The sequence below is a fragment of the Bradyrhizobium sp. B039 genome (assembly GCF_038965675.1).
GTDB classification, from domain to species: domain Bacteria; phylum Pseudomonadota; class Alphaproteobacteria; order Rhizobiales; family Xanthobacteraceae; genus Bradyrhizobium; species Bradyrhizobium diazoefficiens.
Genome location: NZ_CP152416.1, coordinates 2,464,993 through 2,484,203, shown reverse-complemented (window position 1 = coordinate 2,484,203; position 19,211 = coordinate 2,464,993). Strand labels below are relative to the sequence as shown.

The 19,211-nt window shown below is 64.1% G+C and carries 22 protein-coding genes; 9 read left to right on the top strand and 13 right to left on the bottom strand.

All coding sequences use genetic code 11. The features are described 5' to 3' along the window. Nucleotides 1-49 precede the first annotated feature (49 nt). Both AAFG50_RS11815 and AAFG50_RS11810 read left to right on the top strand, forming a co-directional pair. Nucleotides 50-577: a DUF3124 domain-containing protein gene (locus AAFG50_RS11815; RefSeq protein WP_028175356.1), complete on the top strand. Its 528-nt coding sequence runs from the start codon at nucleotides 50-52 to the stop codon at nucleotides 575-577. Between the two features lie 88 nt (nucleotides 578-665). Further along, nucleotides 666-1,898 carry a PLP-dependent aminotransferase family protein gene (locus AAFG50_RS11810; RefSeq protein ID WP_011085398.1) on the top strand — a complete coding sequence of 411 codons (1,233 nt, stop codon included), beginning with the start codon at nucleotides 666-668 and terminating at the stop codon, nucleotides 1,896-1,898. Nucleotides 1,899-1,905: 7 nt separating this feature from the next. On the opposite strand, the gene AAFG50_RS11805 is transcribed toward AAFG50_RS11810, so the two are convergent. Beyond that, nucleotides 1,906-2,178: a helix-turn-helix domain-containing protein gene (locus AAFG50_RS11805; protein ID WP_028175357.1), complete on the bottom strand. Its 273-nt coding sequence runs from the start codon at nucleotides 2,176-2,178 to the stop codon at nucleotides 1,906-1,908. 158 nt (nucleotides 2,179-2,336) lie between these two features. Between AAFG50_RS11805 and AAFG50_RS11800 the strand changes: the two genes are divergently transcribed. Then, a complete protein-coding gene (locus tag AAFG50_RS11800) occupies nucleotides 2,337-2,789 on the top strand; it encodes a hypothetical protein (RefSeq protein WP_038965896.1) in 453 nt (150 codons plus the stop codon). A 95-nt stretch (nucleotides 2,790-2,884) separates the two neighbouring features. Continuing rightward, nucleotides 2,885-3,106, top strand: a complete 222-nt coding sequence (locus tag AAFG50_RS11795; RefSeq protein ID WP_028175359.1) for a hypothetical protein — start codon at nucleotides 2,885-2,887, stop codon at nucleotides 3,104-3,106. 66 nt (nucleotides 3,107-3,172) lie between these two features. Here the strand turns inward: AAFG50_RS11795 and AAFG50_RS11790 are convergent, their stop codons facing one another. The 5 genes from AAFG50_RS11790 to AAFG50_RS11770 form a co-directional block, all read right to left on the bottom strand. Beyond that, nucleotides 3,173-3,991 carry an aldo/keto reductase gene (locus AAFG50_RS11790; RefSeq protein ID WP_028175360.1) on the bottom strand — a complete coding sequence of 273 codons (819 nt, stop codon included), beginning with the start codon at nucleotides 3,989-3,991 and terminating at the stop codon, nucleotides 3,173-3,175. A 290-nt stretch (nucleotides 3,992-4,281) separates the two neighbouring features. Next, a complete protein-coding gene (locus AAFG50_RS11785) occupies nucleotides 4,282-5,847 on the bottom strand; it encodes an alkaline phosphatase D family protein (RefSeq protein ID WP_028175361.1) in 1,566 nt (521 codons plus the stop codon). 311 nt (nucleotides 5,848-6,158) lie between these two features. After that, a complete protein-coding gene (locus AAFG50_RS11780) occupies nucleotides 6,159-6,578 on the bottom strand; it encodes a hypothetical protein (protein WP_028175362.1) in 420 nt (139 codons plus the stop codon). 110 nt (nucleotides 6,579-6,688) lie between these two features. Continuing rightward, complete coding sequence (locus AAFG50_RS11775; RefSeq protein WP_011085392.1) at nucleotides 6,689-7,690, bottom strand: nitronate monooxygenase family protein; 1,002 nt, start codon at nucleotides 7,688-7,690, stop codon at nucleotides 6,689-6,691. A gap of 62 nt (nucleotides 7,691-7,752) precedes the next feature. Further along, a complete protein-coding gene (locus AAFG50_RS11770; RefSeq protein WP_028175363.1) occupies nucleotides 7,753-8,490 on the bottom strand; it encodes an SDR family oxidoreductase in 738 nt (245 codons plus the stop codon). A 161-nt stretch (nucleotides 8,491-8,651) separates the two neighbouring features. On the opposite strand from AAFG50_RS11770, the gene AAFG50_RS11765 reads away from it, so the two are divergent. Next, the gene (locus AAFG50_RS11765) at nucleotides 8,652-9,116 is read left to right on the top strand and encodes a helix-turn-helix domain-containing protein (RefSeq protein ID WP_028175364.1); all 465 of its coding nucleotides are present in this window, start codon (nucleotides 8,652-8,654) and stop codon (nucleotides 9,114-9,116) included. Between the two features lie 124 nt (nucleotides 9,117-9,240). On the opposite strand, the gene AAFG50_RS11760 is transcribed toward AAFG50_RS11765, so the two are convergent. Together AAFG50_RS11760 and AAFG50_RS11755 are read right to left on the bottom strand one after the other, a co-directional pair. Further along, nucleotides 9,241-9,399, bottom strand: coding sequence for a hypothetical protein (locus tag AAFG50_RS11760; RefSeq protein ID WP_165448145.1), 159 nt, complete (start codon nucleotides 9,397-9,399; stop codon nucleotides 9,241-9,243). A 22-nt stretch (nucleotides 9,400-9,421) separates the two neighbouring features. Then, entirely contained in the window at nucleotides 9,422-9,796 is a 375-nt protein-coding gene (locus tag AAFG50_RS11755; protein WP_028175365.1) for a PRC-barrel domain-containing protein, read from the bottom strand. A gap of 135 nt (nucleotides 9,797-9,931) precedes the next feature. Here AAFG50_RS11755 and AAFG50_RS11750 point away from each other — a divergent pair, with 135 nt between their 5' ends. Continuing rightward, nucleotides 9,932-10,159: a hypothetical protein gene (locus AAFG50_RS11750; protein WP_027546226.1), complete on the top strand. Its 228-nt coding sequence runs from the start codon at nucleotides 9,932-9,934 to the stop codon at nucleotides 10,157-10,159. 222 nt (nucleotides 10,160-10,381) lie between these two features. On the opposite strand, the gene AAFG50_RS11745 is transcribed toward AAFG50_RS11750, so the two are convergent. Together AAFG50_RS11745 and AAFG50_RS11740 are read right to left on the bottom strand one after the other, a co-directional pair. Continuing rightward, nucleotides 10,382-10,573 (bottom strand): hypothetical protein, encoded by a 192-nt coding sequence (locus tag AAFG50_RS11745; RefSeq protein WP_028175366.1) that lies wholly within the window; start codon nucleotides 10,571-10,573, stop codon nucleotides 10,382-10,384. Beyond that, entirely contained in the window at nucleotides 10,557-10,715 is a 159-nt protein-coding gene (locus AAFG50_RS11740; RefSeq protein ID WP_165448144.1) for a hypothetical protein, read from the bottom strand. Before AAFG50_RS11740 ends, AAFG50_RS11745 begins: the two co-directional genes overlap by 17 nt. 188 nt (nucleotides 10,716-10,903) lie before the next feature. Here AAFG50_RS11740 and AAFG50_RS11735 point away from each other — a divergent pair, with 188 nt between their 5' ends. Beyond that, the gene (locus AAFG50_RS11735; protein WP_028175367.1) at nucleotides 10,904-11,164 is read left to right on the top strand and encodes a hypothetical protein; all 261 of its coding nucleotides are present in this window, start codon (nucleotides 10,904-10,906) and stop codon (nucleotides 11,162-11,164) included. Between the two features lie 143 nt (nucleotides 11,165-11,307). Here the strand turns inward: AAFG50_RS11735 and AAFG50_RS11730 are convergent, their stop codons facing one another. From AAFG50_RS11730 to AAFG50_RS11720, 3 genes are all read right to left on the bottom strand, one after another. Beyond that, the gene (locus AAFG50_RS11730; RefSeq protein WP_011085387.1) at nucleotides 11,308-11,529 is read right to left on the bottom strand and encodes a hypothetical protein; all 222 of its coding nucleotides are present in this window, start codon (nucleotides 11,527-11,529) and stop codon (nucleotides 11,308-11,310) included. Nucleotides 11,530-11,613: 84 nt separating this feature from the next. After that, on the bottom strand, nucleotides 11,614-11,745 hold the full coding sequence (locus AAFG50_RS11725; protein ID WP_257787559.1) for a hypothetical protein: 132 nt from the start codon (nucleotides 11,743-11,745) through the stop codon (nucleotides 11,614-11,616). A 108-nt stretch (nucleotides 11,746-11,853) separates the two neighbouring features. Continuing rightward, a complete protein-coding gene (locus AAFG50_RS11720; RefSeq protein ID WP_028175368.1) occupies nucleotides 11,854-12,048 on the bottom strand; it encodes a hypothetical protein in 195 nt (64 codons plus the stop codon). Nucleotides 12,049-12,143: 95 nt separating this feature from the next. Here AAFG50_RS11720 and AAFG50_RS11715 point away from each other — a divergent pair, with 95 nt between their 5' ends. Together AAFG50_RS11715 and AAFG50_RS11710 are read left to right on the top strand one after the other, a co-directional pair. Then, the gene (locus AAFG50_RS11715) at nucleotides 12,144-12,653 is read left to right on the top strand and encodes a DUF4142 domain-containing protein (RefSeq protein WP_028175369.1); all 510 of its coding nucleotides are present in this window, start codon (nucleotides 12,144-12,146) and stop codon (nucleotides 12,651-12,653) included. 270 nt (nucleotides 12,654-12,923) lie between these two features. Then, nucleotides 12,924-19,211, top strand: coding sequence for a HAMP domain-containing protein (locus tag AAFG50_RS11710; protein WP_028175370.1), 6,288 nt, complete (start codon nucleotides 12,924-12,926; stop codon nucleotides 19,209-19,211).

The following is a 19,211-nucleotide window of genomic DNA, read 5'->3' as shown; positions in this document are numbered from 1 at the left end:
GCCGCACCCTAGAGACAGGTTGCGCCGCGGCAAGCGAGCAATTCGTCACATGCGGATCGTGCTCTGGCTGATAGCCGTGCTAGCTCCGTTCGCGTTCGCCTTGCCGGCCGCGGCGCAATCCAAGGTCAATATCGAACAAAGCTTTGCCGATTCGCTCACTGTGCTGCCGAAGGAGGAGCTCGCCGTCGCCGGCGGGTTCTATGTGCCGGCCTATTCCAGCGTCGCGATGAGCCAGGGCAAGCTGCGCGTCGACTTCTCGGTGACCTTGAGCGTTCACAACGCCTCCGAGAGCCAGCCGCTGGTGGTCAAACGCATCGCCTATTTCGACACCGCAGGCAAGCAGGTCGAGAGCTATCTGAAAGCGCCGGTGGCCTTGAAGCCCCTCGCCACCGTCTCGATCTTCATTCCGACCGATGACGTGCGCGGCGGGACCGGAGCCAATTTCATCGTCGACTGGGCGGCAACGGGCGAGATCGCCGAGCCGGTGGTCGAGGCCTTGATGGTTGGCGGCGTCGCCAATGCGCATTACGCTTTCATCAGCCAGGGCCGTCCGACCCGGACTGCCACAAAGAAGTAGAAACCGTCCGACCCGGACGGCCAACAAGACGTAAGGCAGGCCGGCGCAAAGCCGGCCGCTCAACAAGAACAACACGAGGAACGCTCCCATGACGTCCAGCTTCGATTTCGCGCCCCTGTTTCCCGCAGGGCTGCCGGCCCCTTCCGCGCGCTGGACGGGCCTTGCCAAATACAGCTTTGTCGGCGGCAACAATGATTCCGAGCAGGTGCCGCTGGATGAGCTGATCGAGGCGGCCAACCTCGCCCTGCAACGCGAGGGCCGATCGCTCGCCACTTACGGTCTGGCGCACGGGCCGCAAGGCTACCTGCCGCTGCGCGAATTCCTCGTAACAAAACTGAAGCGCGATGCCGGCATCAACTGCACGGTCGACGATCTCCTGATCGTCTCGGGCTCGCTCCAGGCGCTCGACCTCGTCAACAATACGCTGCTCGCCCGCGGCGATACCGTGATCTTCGAGCAGGACAGCTATCAGGGCTCGCTGAACCGTCTGGCACGGCTCGGCGTCAACGTAGCAGGCATTCCGCTCGATGCGGACGGCATGCGCATGGACGTGCTGGCCACGACGCTGGCCGACCTGAAGAGCCGCGGCATCCGCCCAAAATACATCTACACCATCCCGACTGTGCAGAACCCGACCGGCAGCATCATGCCGGAGAGCCGCCGCGCCGAGCTGGTGCGGCTCGCGGCCGAGTATGGGGTGCCGATCTTCGAGGATGACTGCTATGCCGATCTCGTCTGGTCGGGACAGCGGCCGCCGGCGATTTATGCGATGAGCCCGAACGGCGGCGTGATCCACATCGGTTCGTTCTCGAAATCGATCGCGCCGGCGCTGCGCGTCGGCTTCATCGTCGCGCCCTGGGATGTGATGTCGCGGATGCTGTCGCTGAAGACGGATGCCGGCTCCGGTGCGCTGGAGCAGATGGTGCTGGCGGCCTATTGCAAGCCGCATTTCGCAAGCCACGTGCCGGCCCTGACGAAGACGCTGCGCACCAAGCTCGATACGCTGATGGAAGCCCTCAATGAGCAGTTCGGAACGGCGGCGGAGTTCGAGGAGCCCAAGGGCGGCATCTTCCTGTGGGTGAAGCTGCCCGACCAGGTCGATACGCTGAAGCTCTATCAGGCCGCGCTTGCCGCCGGTGTCTCGATCAATCCGGGGCCGGAATGGTCAACCAGCAAGAGCCATTCCAGCTCACGCCTGCGGCTGTGCTTTGCCAGCCCGACGCATCAGCAGATCCGCGAGGGCGTCGCTGTGCTGGCCGAGGTCTGCCGCAAGGAGTTCGGCGTGCCGGCCCGCAGCGCCAATGTGGAGAAGCGGGCTTAACGCCTCGTCAAGCCGCCTGGGGCTGGCTGCCGTGGATCGCGGAGGCCAGCCGCAGCAACAGGACGATCGAGACGTTGCCCTTGCCGGCCTCAATCTGGGCGATATAGCGCTCGGAAATCCCGGAGCGGCGGGCCAGCTCCCGGCGCGAGAGGTCGCAGCGCGTGCGCGAGGACTTCAAGCGGTCGCCCAGCTCGGCCAGAAACGCGGTCTCCGAATAAGGCGGCACGGCACAGCTCCCCGGCAGCACTTCGCCCGCAAAATCCATGACTTGATTCAGCATTGGTCTATCCACGTTCGCCTTCGGGAGCAGGCATCCTACCCCCGATACGGCCGGCCTCATTGACGCGGATCAAATTCGCGAGCGATCGGCGGCTGGCGTGGACGACCGCGGGCGGGATGCTACACTTTGGAATTCTTCGAGGTGGGGCCTTTCAGGACATGACGCGTTGGTTGAGCCGCTGGACCACGGCGGCGGTGGTGTGGGTCGCGTTCACGTCCACGGCCGGTGCCGAGACGCTTGCGGCGACGGTCGAACAATGGGGCCTGCTCGGCTCATGGGCGGTCGATTGCGCGGCCCGGCCCGACCGCGACAGGGGGGCGCTCCTGACTTACGAGATCCAGAAGGACGGCCGGGTGATGTACCGGCGCAATTTCGGCGAGGCCAAGGACGAGAACGAAGTCGTGTCCGCCACGGTCAACGCCGAGGGCCTGCTCAATGTGATGGTGTACTTTCCATCGCTGCATCAGACCCGCGAGTTCGGGCTGCTGCTGGCCAAGGACGGCAGCCTGCGCGCGATCTACAATCGCAGCGAGCGCGGCGCATATACGATCAGGGACGGCAAATACGTCGCCACGGGCGCGCCGACCCCTGCGCAGCAACGCTGCGATTGAGCATCTGAACATCCGTTCAGAATTCTCTGCCAGTTCCTCCGGAACGTTCGCGCGAATGCGCGGTTCTCATGTGCATTGAGTTGGAGGAGGACATCATGAAGAAGCTTGGTTATGTGGTTGCTGCTCTCGGCGCGCTCGCGATCATTGCACCGACGATGGCGAGTGCCGAAACGGTGGTGATCAGGAACGGCCACCATGGCTACGGTTACGGTGCCCGCGCCGAAATGCGCGAGCATCGTGATCATGGCTGGCATCGCGGCTGGCACCATCGCGATCGTGTCGTCGTGGTCAAGCGCAGCCATCACCACTGGGACTAACGCGCAACGCAACATCGAAATGGCCCCTCGCGGGGCCATTTCTTTGCGTTCGCGACGTGCTTATGGTCAGTCCCACGCCGGCGCAAAGCCGGGATTGACGCAACGCCTGTCCTTCGGTAGCGCTGCGATCTTGTTGCGGTCGGCATCGTCGAGCGTGATCTTCAGCGCATCGAGATTGGCCTGCTGGCTCTCGCGGCGCGAGGCCTTCGGGATCGCCGCAACGCCGCCCTGGTCGAGCAGCCATTTCAGCGCAACCTGTGCAGCGGTCGCGTTGTGCCTGGCGCCGATCTCCGCCAGCACCGGATCGGAGGCAACGCGTCCCTGCGCCAGCGGGCAATAGGCGACCAGCGGGATCGACCTGGCATTGAGATAGGCCAGCACCTTCGATTGATCGAGCATCGCGTGATATTCGATCTGGTTGCAGGCGATCGGCGCCCTGATGTCCTCGACCGCGATCTTGAGCAGCGCCGTGGTGAAATTGGCAACGCCAATCGCCCGCGTGCGTCCCTCCTCCTTCAGCTTCATCAAGGTCTCGAACACCGCGCCCCAGTTCGCAGACTTGGACGGCCAGTGCACGAGATAGAGATCGACGTGGTCGAGCCGGAGCTTCTTCAGGCTGGCGTCGAAGGCCCGCCGGATCGCATCCGGCGCCAAATTCTCGTGCCAGACCTTCGTCGTGACGTGCAACTCACCGCGCGGCAGCCGGGCCGCGGCGAGCGCGGCGCCGATGGATTCCTCGTTGGCGTACATTTCGGCCGTGTCGATGTGGCGGTAGCCGACCGACAGCGCGCTCTCGACCGCGGCGCGGCAGGCGTCGCCCTGCATGCGAAAGGTGCCGAGGCCGAGCTTGGGCATGCTGATGCCCTGTGTGTTCAGATTGTCCATAAAACAGGCTCCTAATGTATTTCAGCCCGCGAGATGCCCGCGGTGAGGCCGCGGGGACAGACGCTTCGTTGATGGAAACGAGGTGGCGGGAGCGGTCAGTGTAGCGCGGGAGACGCGGAGCGGCCAATCAAGATCGGGTTAGCGTCGGCGCACTGAGTGCCTCCCCAACGTCATGACCGGGCTTGCCCCGGTCATCCACGACTTGCCCCTTGGCACGCAGAACGTGGATGCCCGAGACATCTAGCGCGAAGACGCGCTTCGCGCTCCTGCCCGGGCATGACGAACCGGCCTCACGAATGCTGCGCGACCACGGTCGGGCGCGCCTGCGACTGCGGCACGATGTCGACCGACCAGAGGTCGCGGTTGTCGACGTCCTTTAGCGTCACGGTCATCACGCCGCTCGTGCCATCGATGTCGACGCGGCCGAAGAACTGCAATCCGAAGCAGGGCGCGAGGTTCTCGCCCTGCGCTTCGCTGCATCCGTTCTGGTACATCGCGACCGGACCAAAAGTGTCGTCGAGCTCGCCCGGGCCCCAGGTGCCGGCATGCAGCGGGCCGGAGACGAACTCCCAGAACGGTTCGAAGTCCTGGAATTGCGCCCTGTTGGGATCGTAGTAGTGCGCGGCGGTGTAGTGCATGTCGGCGGTGAGCCAGACGACGTTGCGCACGCCGGCGCGCCTGATGGAGCCGAGCAGATCGGCGATCTCGTGCTCGCGTCTATCAGGCGGCCCATTGCCGAGCGCGACCGCATCGAGACTGATCAGGCCGATCGGCAGGTCGGCGGCGATCACCTTCCAGGTCGCGCGCGAGGCGGCCAGCTCCCGCTTCAGCCAGGCCAACTGCTCGGCGCCGAGGATCCAGCCGCGATGATCGCTGCCCTTGTTCCAGGTGTCATCCCGAAAACTGCGCATGTCGATCATGAAGACGTCGAGCAGCGGACCGTAAGCGATCTTGCGATAGACCCGCCCCTGCCGTGCGCCGATGTCGCGGATCGGCATGAAGTCGAAGAAGGCGCGGCGGGCGCGCGCGACCAGGCGCGGCGTGCCGTCGTCCTCATAACCGGCCTCGTCATAGCTGCCGGACGGTGACCAGTCGTTGGTGACCTCGTGATCGTCCCACTGCGCAAACATCGGCACATTCGCGTGGAAATCGCGAAAATGCTCGTCGAGATGGTTGTATTTGTAGTTGCCGCGAAACTGCGCCAGCGTGTGCGCGACCTCCGATTTTTCCTCCGTGACGATGTTGCGCCAGGTCTCGCCGCTCGGCAGCTTCTGTTCGGATGGAATCGTGCAGTCGGCGTAGATATGGTCACCGGAGTGAATGAAGAAGTCAGGGCGGTTGTCGAGCATGGTGCGATAGCTGCGATAGCCGCCGCGCGAGAGGTCGATCCCCCAGCCCTGCCCCGCGGTGTCGCCGGACCACAGGAACGAGATCGATTGCCCTGCGGCCGGCGCAGTGCGGAAATGGCCGACGCGGCTTTCGCCGGCGATGCCGGTCGCGATGTCATCGAAGCGGACGCGATAGAAGATGTCCTGGCCCGGCGGCAGATCGCTCAGCAGCAGCTTCGAGGTGAAGTCGGCGTCCGGCCGCGCGTCGCCGGAGGCCGCGGCAACAATGGTCTTGAAACTCTCGACGGTCGAGCATTCCACCTGCATGCGCGCGGCCCGATCGGCGCGCGCCCAGATCACGGCGGAGCCGTCCGAGACGTCGCCGGACTGGATGCCGCCGGCGATCTGCGGTCGGTCGGCGGCACGGCTGATGGATGGCTTTGCGAGCGCGGCCAAGGCGAGGCCGGAGGTGGAGCGGACCAGGAATTGCCGCCGGGTCCATGCGCGCGGGGCGCGGAGCGTTGCCATTCAGGAGACCTTCGTCGAATCGCGACGGAAGGTGCCTGCGCTCCTTGACTCCTACCCTTACGGTTTCTTGACTCCGTGCCTACGGTTTTGCGACGCGGGGATGACGTGTGAGATGCAGCCCCGAGCGCGGTGCGCTCCCTCGCCCCGTTCTTACGGGGTCGGGACGAGCTTTGCTCGCCCTGAGAGGGTTGGGGTGAGGGGCCTCTCTCCACAGGTGAGATCATCGATGGACCTGTACCCCCTCACCCGGATTGCTTCGCAATCCGACCTCTCCCCGCAAGCGGGGCGAGGTGAAGAAGGCGTGTCCGCGGCTAGCGCTGCCAGTTGCAGATGCCGCCGGAGCGGCACGGCCAGGTCTGGATACGGGTATCCCTCGCCTGCGCATCCAACGGATTGCCGTGGCGATGCGCGAGTTTGGTCCGGGCCGCACCACGCGGCTGCGCGGCCTTGACGTGCGCGGCCTTCGGTTCGGCCACGTGCACGCGTTCGGCCGCGACCTTCTTCGGCACGTCAACCGGCTCGGCACGGGCTTGCGCCTCGTTGCCGCCGCGGGCCTCTAACGCGACCGGTGCGAACCGCGTCTCCGGCCCGAGCCGCTTCGGCGACAACACCGCCTTGGACAGATCGAGACCGAAATATTCATCGGGCTTGTAGTCATCAGCGCGCGATGCGCCGCCCCATGCGAGCACGAGGGCAACGGCAACAGCAAAATGAGCGCTCTTCAGGACCACGGACGCCTCCTGAAATTGATTTATTAAAGGGGTAATTTACCCCTATTTAGGAAGCCTCGCGCGCAATTCCAGCGGTCAAGTCCCACCGTGGTTAAGAAGTTCGGCGGTGTTCAGGCGACCTTTCGTGTCGCACCCGTCCCGTCCAGGAACCCCATCAGGCGGCCGCGGATGATGGTTTCCGCCTCACTCATGATGCGATCGACGAGTTCCTTGCAGGAGGGGATGTCGTGGATGAGGCCTGCGACCATGCCGCAGCTCCAGGCGCCCGCATCCATCTGCCCGTCCAGCATGATCCTGGGATAGACACCCGCGACCTGGTCGTGGATGTCGTCGATGGTGAGCTTGTCGCCCTTCTCGCGCTCGATCTCGAGCAGACGATCGACATTGGCGTTCTTCAGGACGCGTTCGGTGTTGCGCAAGCTCCGCATGATCAGACGGGTGTCGAGCTCGGTGGCGGCGACCAGCGCGTTCTTCACGTTCTGATGCACCGGCGCTTCCTTGGTCGCGATGAAGCGCGTGCCCATGTTCATGCCGGCCGCGCCCAGCGACAGCGCCGCGACGAGGCTGCGCCCGTCAGCCATGCCGCCGGAGGCAACGAACGGGATCTTCAATTCCTCTGCCGCGCGCGGCAGCAGGATCATGTTCGGAATGTCGTCCTCGCCGGGATGGCCGCCGCACTCAAAGCCGTCGACGCTGACGGCATCGCAGCCGATCCGCTCGGCCTTCAGCGAATGGCGAACTGACGTGCATTTATGGATCACCTTGATGCCAGCCGCCTTAAGTGCCGGCATATACTGTTCCGGGCTGCGACCCGCAGTCTCCACCGCCTTGACGCCGCCTTCGACAATGGCCGCGATGTATTCCGGATAAGGCGGTGCCGAGAAGGCCGGCAGAAACGTGAGGTTCACGCCGAACGGCTTGTCGGTCATGTCGCGGCAGCGCGCGATCTCTTTCGCCAGCAGCTCCGGTGTCTTCTGCGTGAGGCCGGTGATGATGCCGAGCCCGCCGGCATTCGAGACGGCGGCAGCCAGCTCGGCAAAGCCGACGAAATGCATGCCGCCCTGGATGATGGGGTGCTCGATGCCGAACAGTTCGGTGATCGCGGTCTTCACGTAGGCTTCCTCCCGGATTTCGGTTTGCTTGGGATCAGTCTAGCGGCAGTCTCGTGCCGCGGTCACCATTTCTCTCCGAAGGGCCGGATCTCCATCTCGAATGTCCAAGCGCTCTTCGGCTGCTGGTAGAGCTGCCAATAGGAATCGGCCACGGCCGACGGCGGCATCAGCAGGTCGGGATTGTCCAGCGCGTTCGGGCCGAGCGCTTCGAGCCGGCGCTGCCGCACCCACTCGGTATCAACGCCGGAATCGATGACGAGATGGGCGACGTGGATGTTCTTCGGCCCGAGCTCGCGCGCCATCGCCTGCGCAACCGCGCGCAGGCCGAATTTGGCGCTGGCGAACGCTGCAAAGCCGCTGCCGCCACGCAAGGAGGCCGTTGCGCCAGTGAAGAAGATTTTGCCGCCGCCGCGCGGAAGCATCAGCCGCGCAGCTTCCCGGCCTGCCAGGAAGCCGGAATAGCAGGCCATCTCCCAGACTTTACGGAACACGCGCTCGGTGGTGTCGAGGATCGGGAAATTGACGTTGGCGCCGACGTTGAAGATGCAAACTTCCAGCGGTGCGTGCTTGTCGGCGTCATCGAGGAAGGAGATGACCTCTTCCTCCTTACGCGCATCGAGCGAGCGCGCGTGGATTTCGCCACCGGCCGCCTCGATGTCCTCCACCAGCGGCGCGAGCTTGTCGCCGTTGCGGCGGCCGGCGAAGATCGAAAAACCTTCGGCGGCGAATTTCTTCGCGATTTCGGAGCCGATGAAATCGCCGGCCCCGATCACGGCAGCTGTCGCGTTTCGCTTGGACAAGGTCGCCTCCTCCGGTGCGGATATGTTTGGAGCAAAGGCTATAGTTCTAAAATAGAACTGTCAAATTGCGAGGCAGAATGCTAACCTCATGTGCAAATTGCACTGATCATTCAAGTCAGTTCCTTTTTCTGACTTACTACGCCTGCGCCGGAGACCGTATCATGAAGTGGGACACGCTGGACGAAGAGTCCTGCTCGCTCTCCCGCACCGTCGCCGTGGTCGGCGACCGCTGGACGCTTCTGATCCTGCGCGAATGCTTTTTGCGCGTGCGCCGGTTCGAGGGATTCCAGTCCTCGCTCCAGATCACACGGCACCTGCTCTCGGAGCGGCTGAAGAAGCTGGTCCGCTTCGGCATCCTGCGCCGCGTCCCCTATTCCGAGGCGCCCAAGCGCTACGAATACATCCTGACGCAGAAGGGCCTCGACCTCTACCCGATCATCATGGCGATGGTGCATTGGGGCGACACCCACATGGGTGACGAGCGCGGTCGCCCGATGCTGCATGAGCACAAAACTTGCGGCAAGCTGTTCGACCCGGTGATGGTGTGCTCGGAGTGCGGCGAGGTGCTGCATGCAAAGCAGGTGCATGTGCATGCGGGGCCCGGGCGGAGGGAAACGGTGGGTTGAGCGGCGCTGGCGCGCGCAGCACTGCCGCCGTGAGATCATCGGCACGGTTGACGATCGCGGGCGAAAGCGCGGTGCCGATGCCGCGCTCTTCATTCGTGATACTTTCAGCCACGGCGCACCTTGGTCAGTGCGTCTTGGTGGTTTGCCATTTTTCCAGATCGGGCTTCGCCTCGCCCGATCGCTGCTCCTTCTCCGGATTTCCCTTCCAGGGCTTGTCCGTCTGGGCGTGCGATCCCCAATCGTTCTGATGACGGGGATCGTCGGTGGGCTTTTCCTTGCTCATCGGATCTCCTCTGGTGCGGGGCCTACGCGAAGGGAACGCCATAGTAGGAGTTGATGCCGCGCACCGCAGCATCGTCACCCCAGTTCCAATCGCTCTGATCACCATATTTCGGCGCGCCTTGCAGCTCCTTGGCTGTAATCCCGGTCACGTAGCCACCGAGATCGGTGTCGTACTTCAGGGACTGCCACGGCAAGGGGTAGTGGTCATTGCCGACGCCCAAAAATCCACCGAAGCCGAGCACCGCGTAGGACACCTTGCCGCTGATCTTGTCGATCATCACCCGCTCGATTGAACCAATCTTGTTGCGATCCGCGCCATAGACCGACGTTCCCTCGACCCTGTCGCTGCCGATCAACCGGCCCATTTCGCTGCGGTCCAGTTCGCGTTGATTCAACATCTCATTTCTCCACTCAGCCAGTGCGTGGACCAACCGGTTCCGATTGTGATCGTTCCAAATTGGGTTCGGTTCGGCGACTCATCAGGAACATCGCCGGAAACGAGCGGTTCTCTGAGTCTTTAAAGGAAATGAACCATGAGCGACTTTCGCGACATCCAGCACGGCGTCAACGATCCCGTCGATGGGCTCGACGTGAAGCGGCACATCAACTCCACCCAGACACCGCATGAGCGTGCGCAGCACCATGCCGACGTACGGTCAGCGCCGTCGGCCTCGCCGGAAGAACCGTTCCTGCCGGAGCGATTGCGGCGCAAGCCGACCGACCCCATCAATCCGCGTACCGGCCGCAATCCGGCCGACTAGCCGGGCTGCTGCGGCAATGGACGCTGGCGAAACCGATCCACAAGCGCAGGATGCGGGCACGGCAATGACCGAACAGGTCCTGCGCTTCATCGCTGGGTGGGCACCATCGGCGCATTCGTCGCTGCCGTCGCAACCTGGGCCGCGGTCTCCGTGTCGATCTGGTGGCTGAGGCGAAAGCTTCACATCGCTTCCCGACGCTCAACGTCCTGATGCCGGCCGCGGTCAGCGAGGCACCAGAGCTTCCCGCGGCATCAGGAATTCAAACATCTCGGCCGCGGTCTGAAGCTGCTCGATGCGCGCGGCAACGGAATCGCGCTGAACGCCGACCGGCAAGCTCGCAAGCTCATGCTCGAGCCGTTGCCTGTGCGCGTCGAGACGTTGCGCGAATGTGTGGGGCTCAGACCGTCTTCGCATCGTCCGTCCTCGGGGGTTGCAGGCCCGGGCTGTTGGCCCAGCGCTCGACTTGCTCAATGACCTTCTGATGGCTTGGACGCACCGGCCTTTGTGCTTCGCGTTCCTCAGAAAGCTTGCGGGGTAACCTGACCTCGTCCGTCATGACGCATCTCCCTTTCCCTATGAGAATGCGCCTCCGCGCGAATCGTTTCAACTAACCTATTGATTTATTTAGACTATATTGCTCAACTGGCGCTTTTTTGGACTCCTGTGGAACTCGCGGCAAGTTGGCCGGTTTAGCAAATTACTCATCTTGCTCAATTTGCTCTTGCTCAATTTGCGTGATTGACCATGAACGACCTTCGCGCCGAGCGGCTCCAAGTCATGCTTTCCCCGGAAGAGCTGGCCGCAGTGGATGATTTCCGGTTCAAGCACCGCATGCCAACGCGTGCCGCAGCGGTACGCGAACTGCTCAAATTCGGACTCGCAGCCGCGGGCATCGAGACGAGCATCGACCCGTCAACGGGCGTCAAATCAAGCGAGTTTGGTGTATTTGGCCGGGGGCCAGACGGACACGCCCCAGGAAAATCCGAGAACGACGCCGAGGATTGATTCGATCGGCCTCGCAAGACAGAACGACCCCGGCACAGTGGGGTGCCAGGGCCGTCCTTGGAGATTGCTTCCGGCGCACCGGGGGCATGACAACCGGAAGCAATCCGTCGACTCTTCGCGCAGGGATTCGTTCCTTGCGAGAACTAGCCTGTCGGGGCGTCGCCGGAATCGTCCGGCATCACGCCGGATCCCGGCGTCTTGTTGTTGTCGTTGAGCTTGGGATCGCGCGTCGCCTCGCGCGACGGCGAGCCCTTCGATCCCGTCTTGTGCGAGCCCGTCTTGTGCGCGGTCTGCGCACGCTGCTTGTCGCGCGGTTGATCCTCCGCGCGCTGATCCCTGACGATACCGTGGTCGGAATGCGCCATGATGTCCTCTCGCTTCTCCAGATGTCCCGAAGCGCTTACGCACCGGCGCGTCGAATGTTCCGGTTCAGGCGAGAGGCCGCGGCGCTAGCTATGCGCCGCATGCACCGCAGCCGATGCGTTCTCCAGATGCACCTGCCGCACCGTCGTCACCGTCGCGAACGCCACCGAGACGCCAAAAGCGAGAATGAGTGAAAGAAGAGCAAGACGTGGAGCCATTGCAAAATCTCCTTCTGGAATCGAAAATCAACGCGATTGACTGTTCCCGAATGATCCTGGATTGGTCACTTGCATTCCGTGCGCGGCGTCACACCCAAACGAGAGCGCCTATGCATCCTGCTTTTGGGAGGCACGGGTCGTTACGGGCGGAATTTCGCCATCAAGCCAGTCCTGTTCTGTCGCGAGCGCGGTCCAGGCGTCTGCCATGCGCAAATAGCGCTTATAGGCAGGTTGCCCTTCCGCCCGCTCGGCGAGTTGCAAGCAGTTGTCGGCGTTGTCCCTGTAAATGTCAGACTGTTTCATGAATCATGACGTGGGGACGGAACTGTCGCGTCGCAACCGCCCTTACCGGATCGTAACGTTCAGGGAACCTTGCACGCCATCGGTCATTGATATCGATGCGAGTTCTTGTCGCGATCATCCTGATGTTCATCAGCACCGCAGCGCTTGCCGATAGCACCGGCGAGCGAAGGCCGGGCGAACGCGTGCCGACGGCGACCGATGTCATCAACGGCCTCTACGCGTTCAGCCGCTTCCAGCAGGGCCTGCTGGAAAGCACCGACCTGAAGGGCAACGCGGAGATGAAGAACCTCGCCGCCCTGCGCGCCGAGGAAGCGGCGAAACGCGACAAAGCGTTGAAGGACATACAAGAGGCGATCGGCGCTGAGCCGCGCGTCGGCAAGACAACGGCGAGCACAAGCCTCGCCGAGCCCGACAATTCGGACGGACCGGCCTACGTCCGAACCTTCTATGCCGCGCAGATCCCTGAATATGAATCCACCATTGGCCTGCTCGAGCACTATCTCAAAGCTCCCGACAACGCCGCACTAGCCGCCTTTGCCCACGGCCAGCTGCCGGTGCTGCGTTCGCAGATGAAGGATGCTGAGCGGACGATGGCAGACAAATAGCCCCTTTCGTCCTTCGTCCGCCGCCGCCCGTGGTGCCCGCCCCGCCGATTGGCAGGCAAGTGCCAGCAGAGGCGGCGAACCGGCCCAAAATTCTTTTGGAACCGTTTGGAACCAATCGGCTTTTTCTTCGTTGCTGTGGTCGGGCTGAGCAAAGCAGGTTCCATTTCCTCGCGCCGCAACCTTGGCGCTTGATTTCGAATTAGGCTGACGCTCTAGTTTGACTAATTGCGTCACGCCTAAGATTCGGCCGACGCTTGCGGGGGAATCAGTATGAGCGACCTCGATCCCGGATCTGCATCACGCTCCGGTCGTCGCGTCCCAAAGCCAAAAATCAACGGTACGTCGGAGCCCGATTCCCGACCGGAATTGCTCCTCGCCTTACAGGCCATGCGTAGCGGCGATTTCTCCGTGCGTATGAGCGGCGACTATCTCGGCATCGACGGCAAGATCGCCGACACTTTTAATGAAATCATCGCCGCCAACCAGCGCATGGCGCAGCAGCTCGAGCTGGTCGGCCAGGTGGTGGGACGCGAGGGCAAGACCCGGCAGCGTGTGAAGTTCGGCCTCGCCTCCGGCTCCTGGGCCGACATGGAAGGCTCCGTCAACACGCTGATCGACGATTTGTTGTGGCCGACGCGCGAGGTGACCCGCGCGGTCGCGGCGGTGGCGCAAGGCGACCTGCTCGAGACCGTCAAGCTCGACGTCGACGGCCGTCCGCTCCGCGGTGAATTCCTGCAGTCGGCGAACATCGTGAACACCATGATCAAGCAGCTCGGCGTGTTCACCTCCGAGGTGACGCGCGTGGCGCGCGAGGTCGGCACCGAAGGCAAGCTCGGCGGCCAGGCCCAGGTGCCCGAGGTGACCGGCGTCTGGAAGGATCTGACCGAGAGCGTCAACTCGATGGCGAACAACCTGACCAACCAGGTTCGCAACATCGCCGAGGTGACGATCGCGGTCGCCAACGGCGACTTGTCCAAGAAGATCACCGTCGACGTCCGCGGCGAGATCCTTCAGCTCAAGGAAGCCATCAACACGATGGTGGACCAGCTCCGCTCCTTCGCCTCCGAAGTGACGCGCGTGGCGCGCGAGGTCGGCACCGACGGCAAGCTCGGCGGCCAGGCGATCGTGCCCGGCGTCGCCGGCACCTGGAAGGATCTCACCGACTCCGTGAACGCGATGTGCGGCAACCTCACGGCTCAGGTCCGCAACATCGCCAACGTCACCACCGCCGTGGCGCGCGGCGACTTGTCCCGCAAGATCACGGTGGACGTGCGCGGCGAAATCCTGGAGCTGAAGGACACCATCAACACCATGGTGGACCAGCTCAACTCCTTCGCCTCCGAAGTGACGCGCGTCGCACGCGAGGTCGGCACGGAAGGCAAACTCGGCGGCCAGGCCCAGGTGCCCGGTGTGGCCGGCACCTGGAAGGACCTCACCGACAACGTCAATTTCATGGCGTCGAACCTGACCGCGCAGGTCCGCAACATCGCCGACGTCGCCACCGCCATCGCCGGCGGCGACCTCTCCAAGAAGATCACCGTGAACGTGTCCGGCGAGATCCTTCAGCTGAAGGAAACGCTCAACACAATGGTCGACCAGCTCAACGCCTTCGCCGGCGAAGTCACGCGCGTCGCCCGCGAGGTCGGTACCGAGGGCCGGCTCGGCGGTCAGGCCAACGTGCTCGGCGTCGCCGGCACCTGGAAGGACCTCACGGAAAGCGTCAACTCGATGGCGTCGAACCTGACCGCACAGGTCCGCAACATCGCCGAGGTGACGACGGCGGTCGCCGGCGGCGACCTGTCGAAGAAGATCACCGTGGACGTGCGCGGCGAGATCCTCGAGCTGAAAGACACCATCAACACCATGGTGGACCAGCTCAACGCCTTCGCCGGCGAAGTCACGCGCGTCGCCCGCGAGGTCGGCACCGAAGGCAAGCTCGGCGGCCAGGCCCAGGTGCGCGGCGTCGCCGGCACCTGGAAAGATTTGACGGACAGCGTCAACTCGATGGCCTCGAACCTGACGGGGCAGGTCCGCAACATCGCCGAAGTCGCCACCGCCGTGGCCAAGGGCGACCTGTCGAAGAAGATCACCGTGAACGTGTCGGGCGAAATCCTTCAGCTGAAGGAAACGCTCAACACCATGGTCGACCAGCTCAACGCCTTCGCCGGCGAAGTCACGCGCGTGGCGCGCGAGGTCGGCACCGAAGGCAAGCTCGGCGGCCAGGCCGAGGTGCCCGGCGTCGCCGGCACCTGGAAGGACCTCACCGACAGCGTCAACTCGATGGCCGGTAACCTCACCGCCCAGGTCCGCAACATCGCCGAGGTCGCAACCGCGATTGCCGGCGGCGACCTGTCGCGCAAGATCACGGTGGACGTGCGCGGCGAGATCCTTCAGCTCAAGGACACGCTGAATACGATGGTCGACCAGCTCAACCGCTTCGCGGGCGAGGTGACGCGCGTGGCGCGCGAGGTCGGCACCGAGGGCCGGCTCGGCGGCCAGGCCAACGTGCCCGGCGTCGCCGGCACCTGGAAGGACCTCACCGACAGCGTGAACTCGATGGCGGGCAACCTCACCGCCCAGGTCCGCAACATCGCCGAGGTCACCACCGCCGTGGCGCGCGGCGACCTCTCGCGCAAGATCACCGTCGACGTGCGCGGCGAAATCCTCGAGCTGAAGAACACCATCAACACCATGGTGGACCAGCTCAACGGCTTTGCCGGCGAAGTGACACGCGTCGCGCGCGAGGTCGGCACCGAAGGCAAGCTCGGCGGCCAGGCCGAGGTGCCCGGCGTCGCCGGCACCTGGAAGGACCTCACCGACAACGTCAACTTCATGGCCTCGAACCTGACGGCCCAGGTCCGCAACATCGCCGAGGTCGCGACCGCGATCGCCGGCGGCGACCTGTCGAAGAAGATCACGGTGGACGTGCGCGGCGAGATCCTGCTGCTCAAGGACACCCTGAACACCATGGTCGAGCAGCTCCGCTCCTTCGCCGCCGAAGTGACGCGCGTGGCGCGCGAGGTCGGCACCGAGGGCCGGCTCGGCGGTCAGGCCGTCGTGCCCGGCGTCGGCGGCACCTGGAAGGACCTCACCGACAACGTCAACCTCCTGGCTGCGAACCTCACCACGCAGGTCCGCAACATCGCCGAAGTGACCACGGCCGTGGCCCGCGGCGACCTGTCGCGCAAGATCACCGTCGACGTGAAGGGGGAAATCCTCGAGCTGAAGAACACCATCAACACCATGGTGGACCAGCTCAACGCCTTCGCCGGTGAAGTCACCCGCGTCGCGCGCGAGGTCGGCACCGAAGGCAAGCTCGGCGGTCAGGCCGCGGTGCCCGGCGTTGCCGGCACCTGGAAGGACCTCACCGACACCGTCAATCTGATGGCTGCGAACCTGACCGAGCAGGTGCGCGGCATCGTCAAGGTGGTGACCGCGGTCGCCAACGGCGACCTCAAGCAGAACCTGACGATGAAATCGCGGGGCGAGGTGGCGGCGCTCGCCGACACCATCAACAACATGACCGAGACGCTCGCGACCTTCGCCGATCAGGTGACGTCGGTGGCGCGCGAGGTCGGCGTCGAGGGCCGCCTCGGCGGCCAGGCCAACGTGCCCGGTGCGGCCGGCACCTGGAAGGACCTCACCGGCAACGTCAACCTCCTGGCGGCCAACCTCACCTCGCAGGTGCGCGCAATCGCGGAAGTGGCGACCGCCGTGACCAAGGGCGACCTGACGCGGTCGATCCAGGTCGACGCCCGCGGCGAAGTCGCGGAATTGAAAGACAACATCAACACGATGATCACGAACCTCCGTCTCACGACGGACGTGAACACCGAGCAGGACTGGCTGAAGACCAACCTCGCGAAATTCACCAACATGCTTCAGGGCCAGCGCGACCTCGCCACCGTCGGCCGGCTGCTGCTGACCGAACTGTCGCCGCTGGTGAACGCGCATACCGGCGTGATCTACCAGGTCGAGAACGAGGAGAATCCACAGCTCCTGCTGCTCGCCTCCTACGCCGGCGACGGCATCTACCCCTACCAGCGCGTACTGCCGTTCGGCGACGGCCTGATCGGCCAATGCGCGCTCGACAGGCGGCCGCGCGTGGTCGCGGATATTCCCTCCGACGTGGTGCCGATCAACTCGGCGCTGTTCCGCGTCGCCCCGAAGAACCTCGTGGTGCTGCCGGTGCTGTTCGAGGGCCAGGTCAAGGCCGTGATCGAGCTCGCCTCGCTGACCTCGTTCACGACCTCGCAGATGACCTTCCTGGAGCAGCTCACCGACTCCATCGGCATCGTGCTCAACTCGATCGAGGCGACGATGCAGACCGAAGGCCTGCTCAAGCAGTCGCAGCAGCTGGCCGGCGAGCTTCAGACCCAGCAGCGCGAATTGCAGCAGACCAACGACCAGCTCGAGCAGAAGGCGCAGCAGCTCGCCGAGCGCAACGTCGAGGTCGAGCGCAAGAACCAGGAGATCGAGCAGGCCCGCCGCGCGCTCGAGGAGAAGGCGACCGAGCTCGCGCTGACCTCGAAGTACAAGTCCGAATTCCTCGCCAATATGAGCCACGAGCTGCGCACGCCGCTGAACTCGATCCTGATCCTCGGACAGCAGCTCACCGACAACCCGGACGGCAACCTCTCGGCCAAGCAGGTCGAATTCGCCCGCACCATCCACGGCGCCGGCACCGACCTGCTCAACCTCATCAGCGACATTCTCGATCTCTCCAAGATCGAGTCCGGCACGGTGACGGTGGACGCCGAGGAAATCCTGACCGCGAACCTGCTCGAAACCGTCGGGCGGCCGTTCCGGCACGAGGCGGAAAACCGCAACCTGTCGTTCAAGATCGACGTCGACCCGAACCTCGCGCGCAGCATCGTCACCGACTCCAAGCGCCTGCAACAGGTCCTGAAGAACCTACTTTCCAACGCCTTCAAGTTCACCGCCGAAGGCGAAGTGCGCCTGAAGGTCGGCGGTGCGCTCGGCGGGTGGGGAACGGATCACCCGGTGCTGAACTCCGCGCCGGCCGTGATCGCGTTCGAGGTGTCGGATACCGGCATCGGCATTCCCCTGGAGAAGCAGAAGCTGATCTTCGAGGCCTTCCAGCAGGCCGACGCCGGCACCAGCCGCAAATACGGCGGCACCGGCCTTGGCCTCGCCATCAGCCGCGAGCTCGCCAGCCTGCTCGGCGGCGAAATCCATCTGCGCAGCGCACCGGGCAAGGGTTCGTCCTTCACCCTTTATCTGCCGTTGAAATATTCCGGCCCGACACTTGCGCCGCGCGCCACGCCACAGCAATACAGCCAGCCACCGGCGCTGCAACCGACGGCGCCCGAGCAACGCGTCATCGAGCAGCTTCCCGACGACCGCCTCAACCTCGAACCCGGCGACAGCATCCTCCTGATCGTCGAGGACGACCCGCATTACGCGCGCGTGCTGGTCGATCTCGCACGCGACAAGGGTTTCAAGGTGCTGGTAGCGGCCCGCGGTGCCGAGGCGCTGGAACTTGCCAAGCAATACCAGCCGAGAGCGGTCTCGCTCGACGTGTTCCTGCCGGACATGCTCGGCTGGACCGTGCTGAGCCAGCTCAAGCACAATCCGCTGACGCGCCACATCCCCGTGCAGATCATCACGCTCGACGAGGACCGCCAGCATGCGCTGGCGCGCGGCGCCTTCTCCTTCGTCAACAAGCCGACGACGACCGAAGGGGTTTCGGCCGCGCTGACGCAGATCAAGGAATATGCGCGGCCGCGACGCAAGCGGCTCTTGATCGTCGAGGACAACGAGGCCGAGCGGCTCTCGATCCGCGAGCTCCTGCATCACGACGACATCGAGATCGTGACGACCGACACCGGCGCAGGCGCACTCTCGACGCTGCGCGAGGCGCCCTGCGACTGCGTGGTGCTGGACTTGAGATTGCCGGACATGAGCGGCTTCGAGGTGCTGGACCAGATCCGTCACGACGAAGCACTTTCGAACATTCCGGTCGTGGTGTTCACCGGCCGCGAGCTCTCGGCGGAGGAAGATGCCGAGCTCCACACCATGGCGCGCAGCATCGTGGTCAAGGGCGTGGAATCGCCGGAGCGCCTGCTCGACGAGACCGCGTTGTTCCTGCACCGCGTGATCACGGAACTGCCGGTCGAGAAGCAGCGCATGCTGGAGAAGCTGAACAGTTCCGACGAGGACCTGATCGGCAAGACCGCGCTGCTCGTCGACGACGACGCCCGCAACATCTTCGCGTTGTCGAGCGTGCTGGAACGGCGCGGCATGAAGGTGCTGACGGCGACCACCGGCCGCGAGGCGGTAACGCTGGTCGAGTCCAATCCGGAAATCGCCATCGTCCTGATGGACATCATGATGCCTCAGATGGATGGATATCAGACCATCGGCGTGATCCGCGAGAACCCGGCCTTCTTGCGCCTGCCGATCATCGCGCTGACCGCCAAGGCGATGAAGGGCGACCGCGAGAAATGCCTGGAGGCCGGCGCGTCCGACTACCTCGCCAAGCCCGTCAACACCGATCAATTGCTGCTTGCGATCCGCATGTGGCTGCACCGCTGA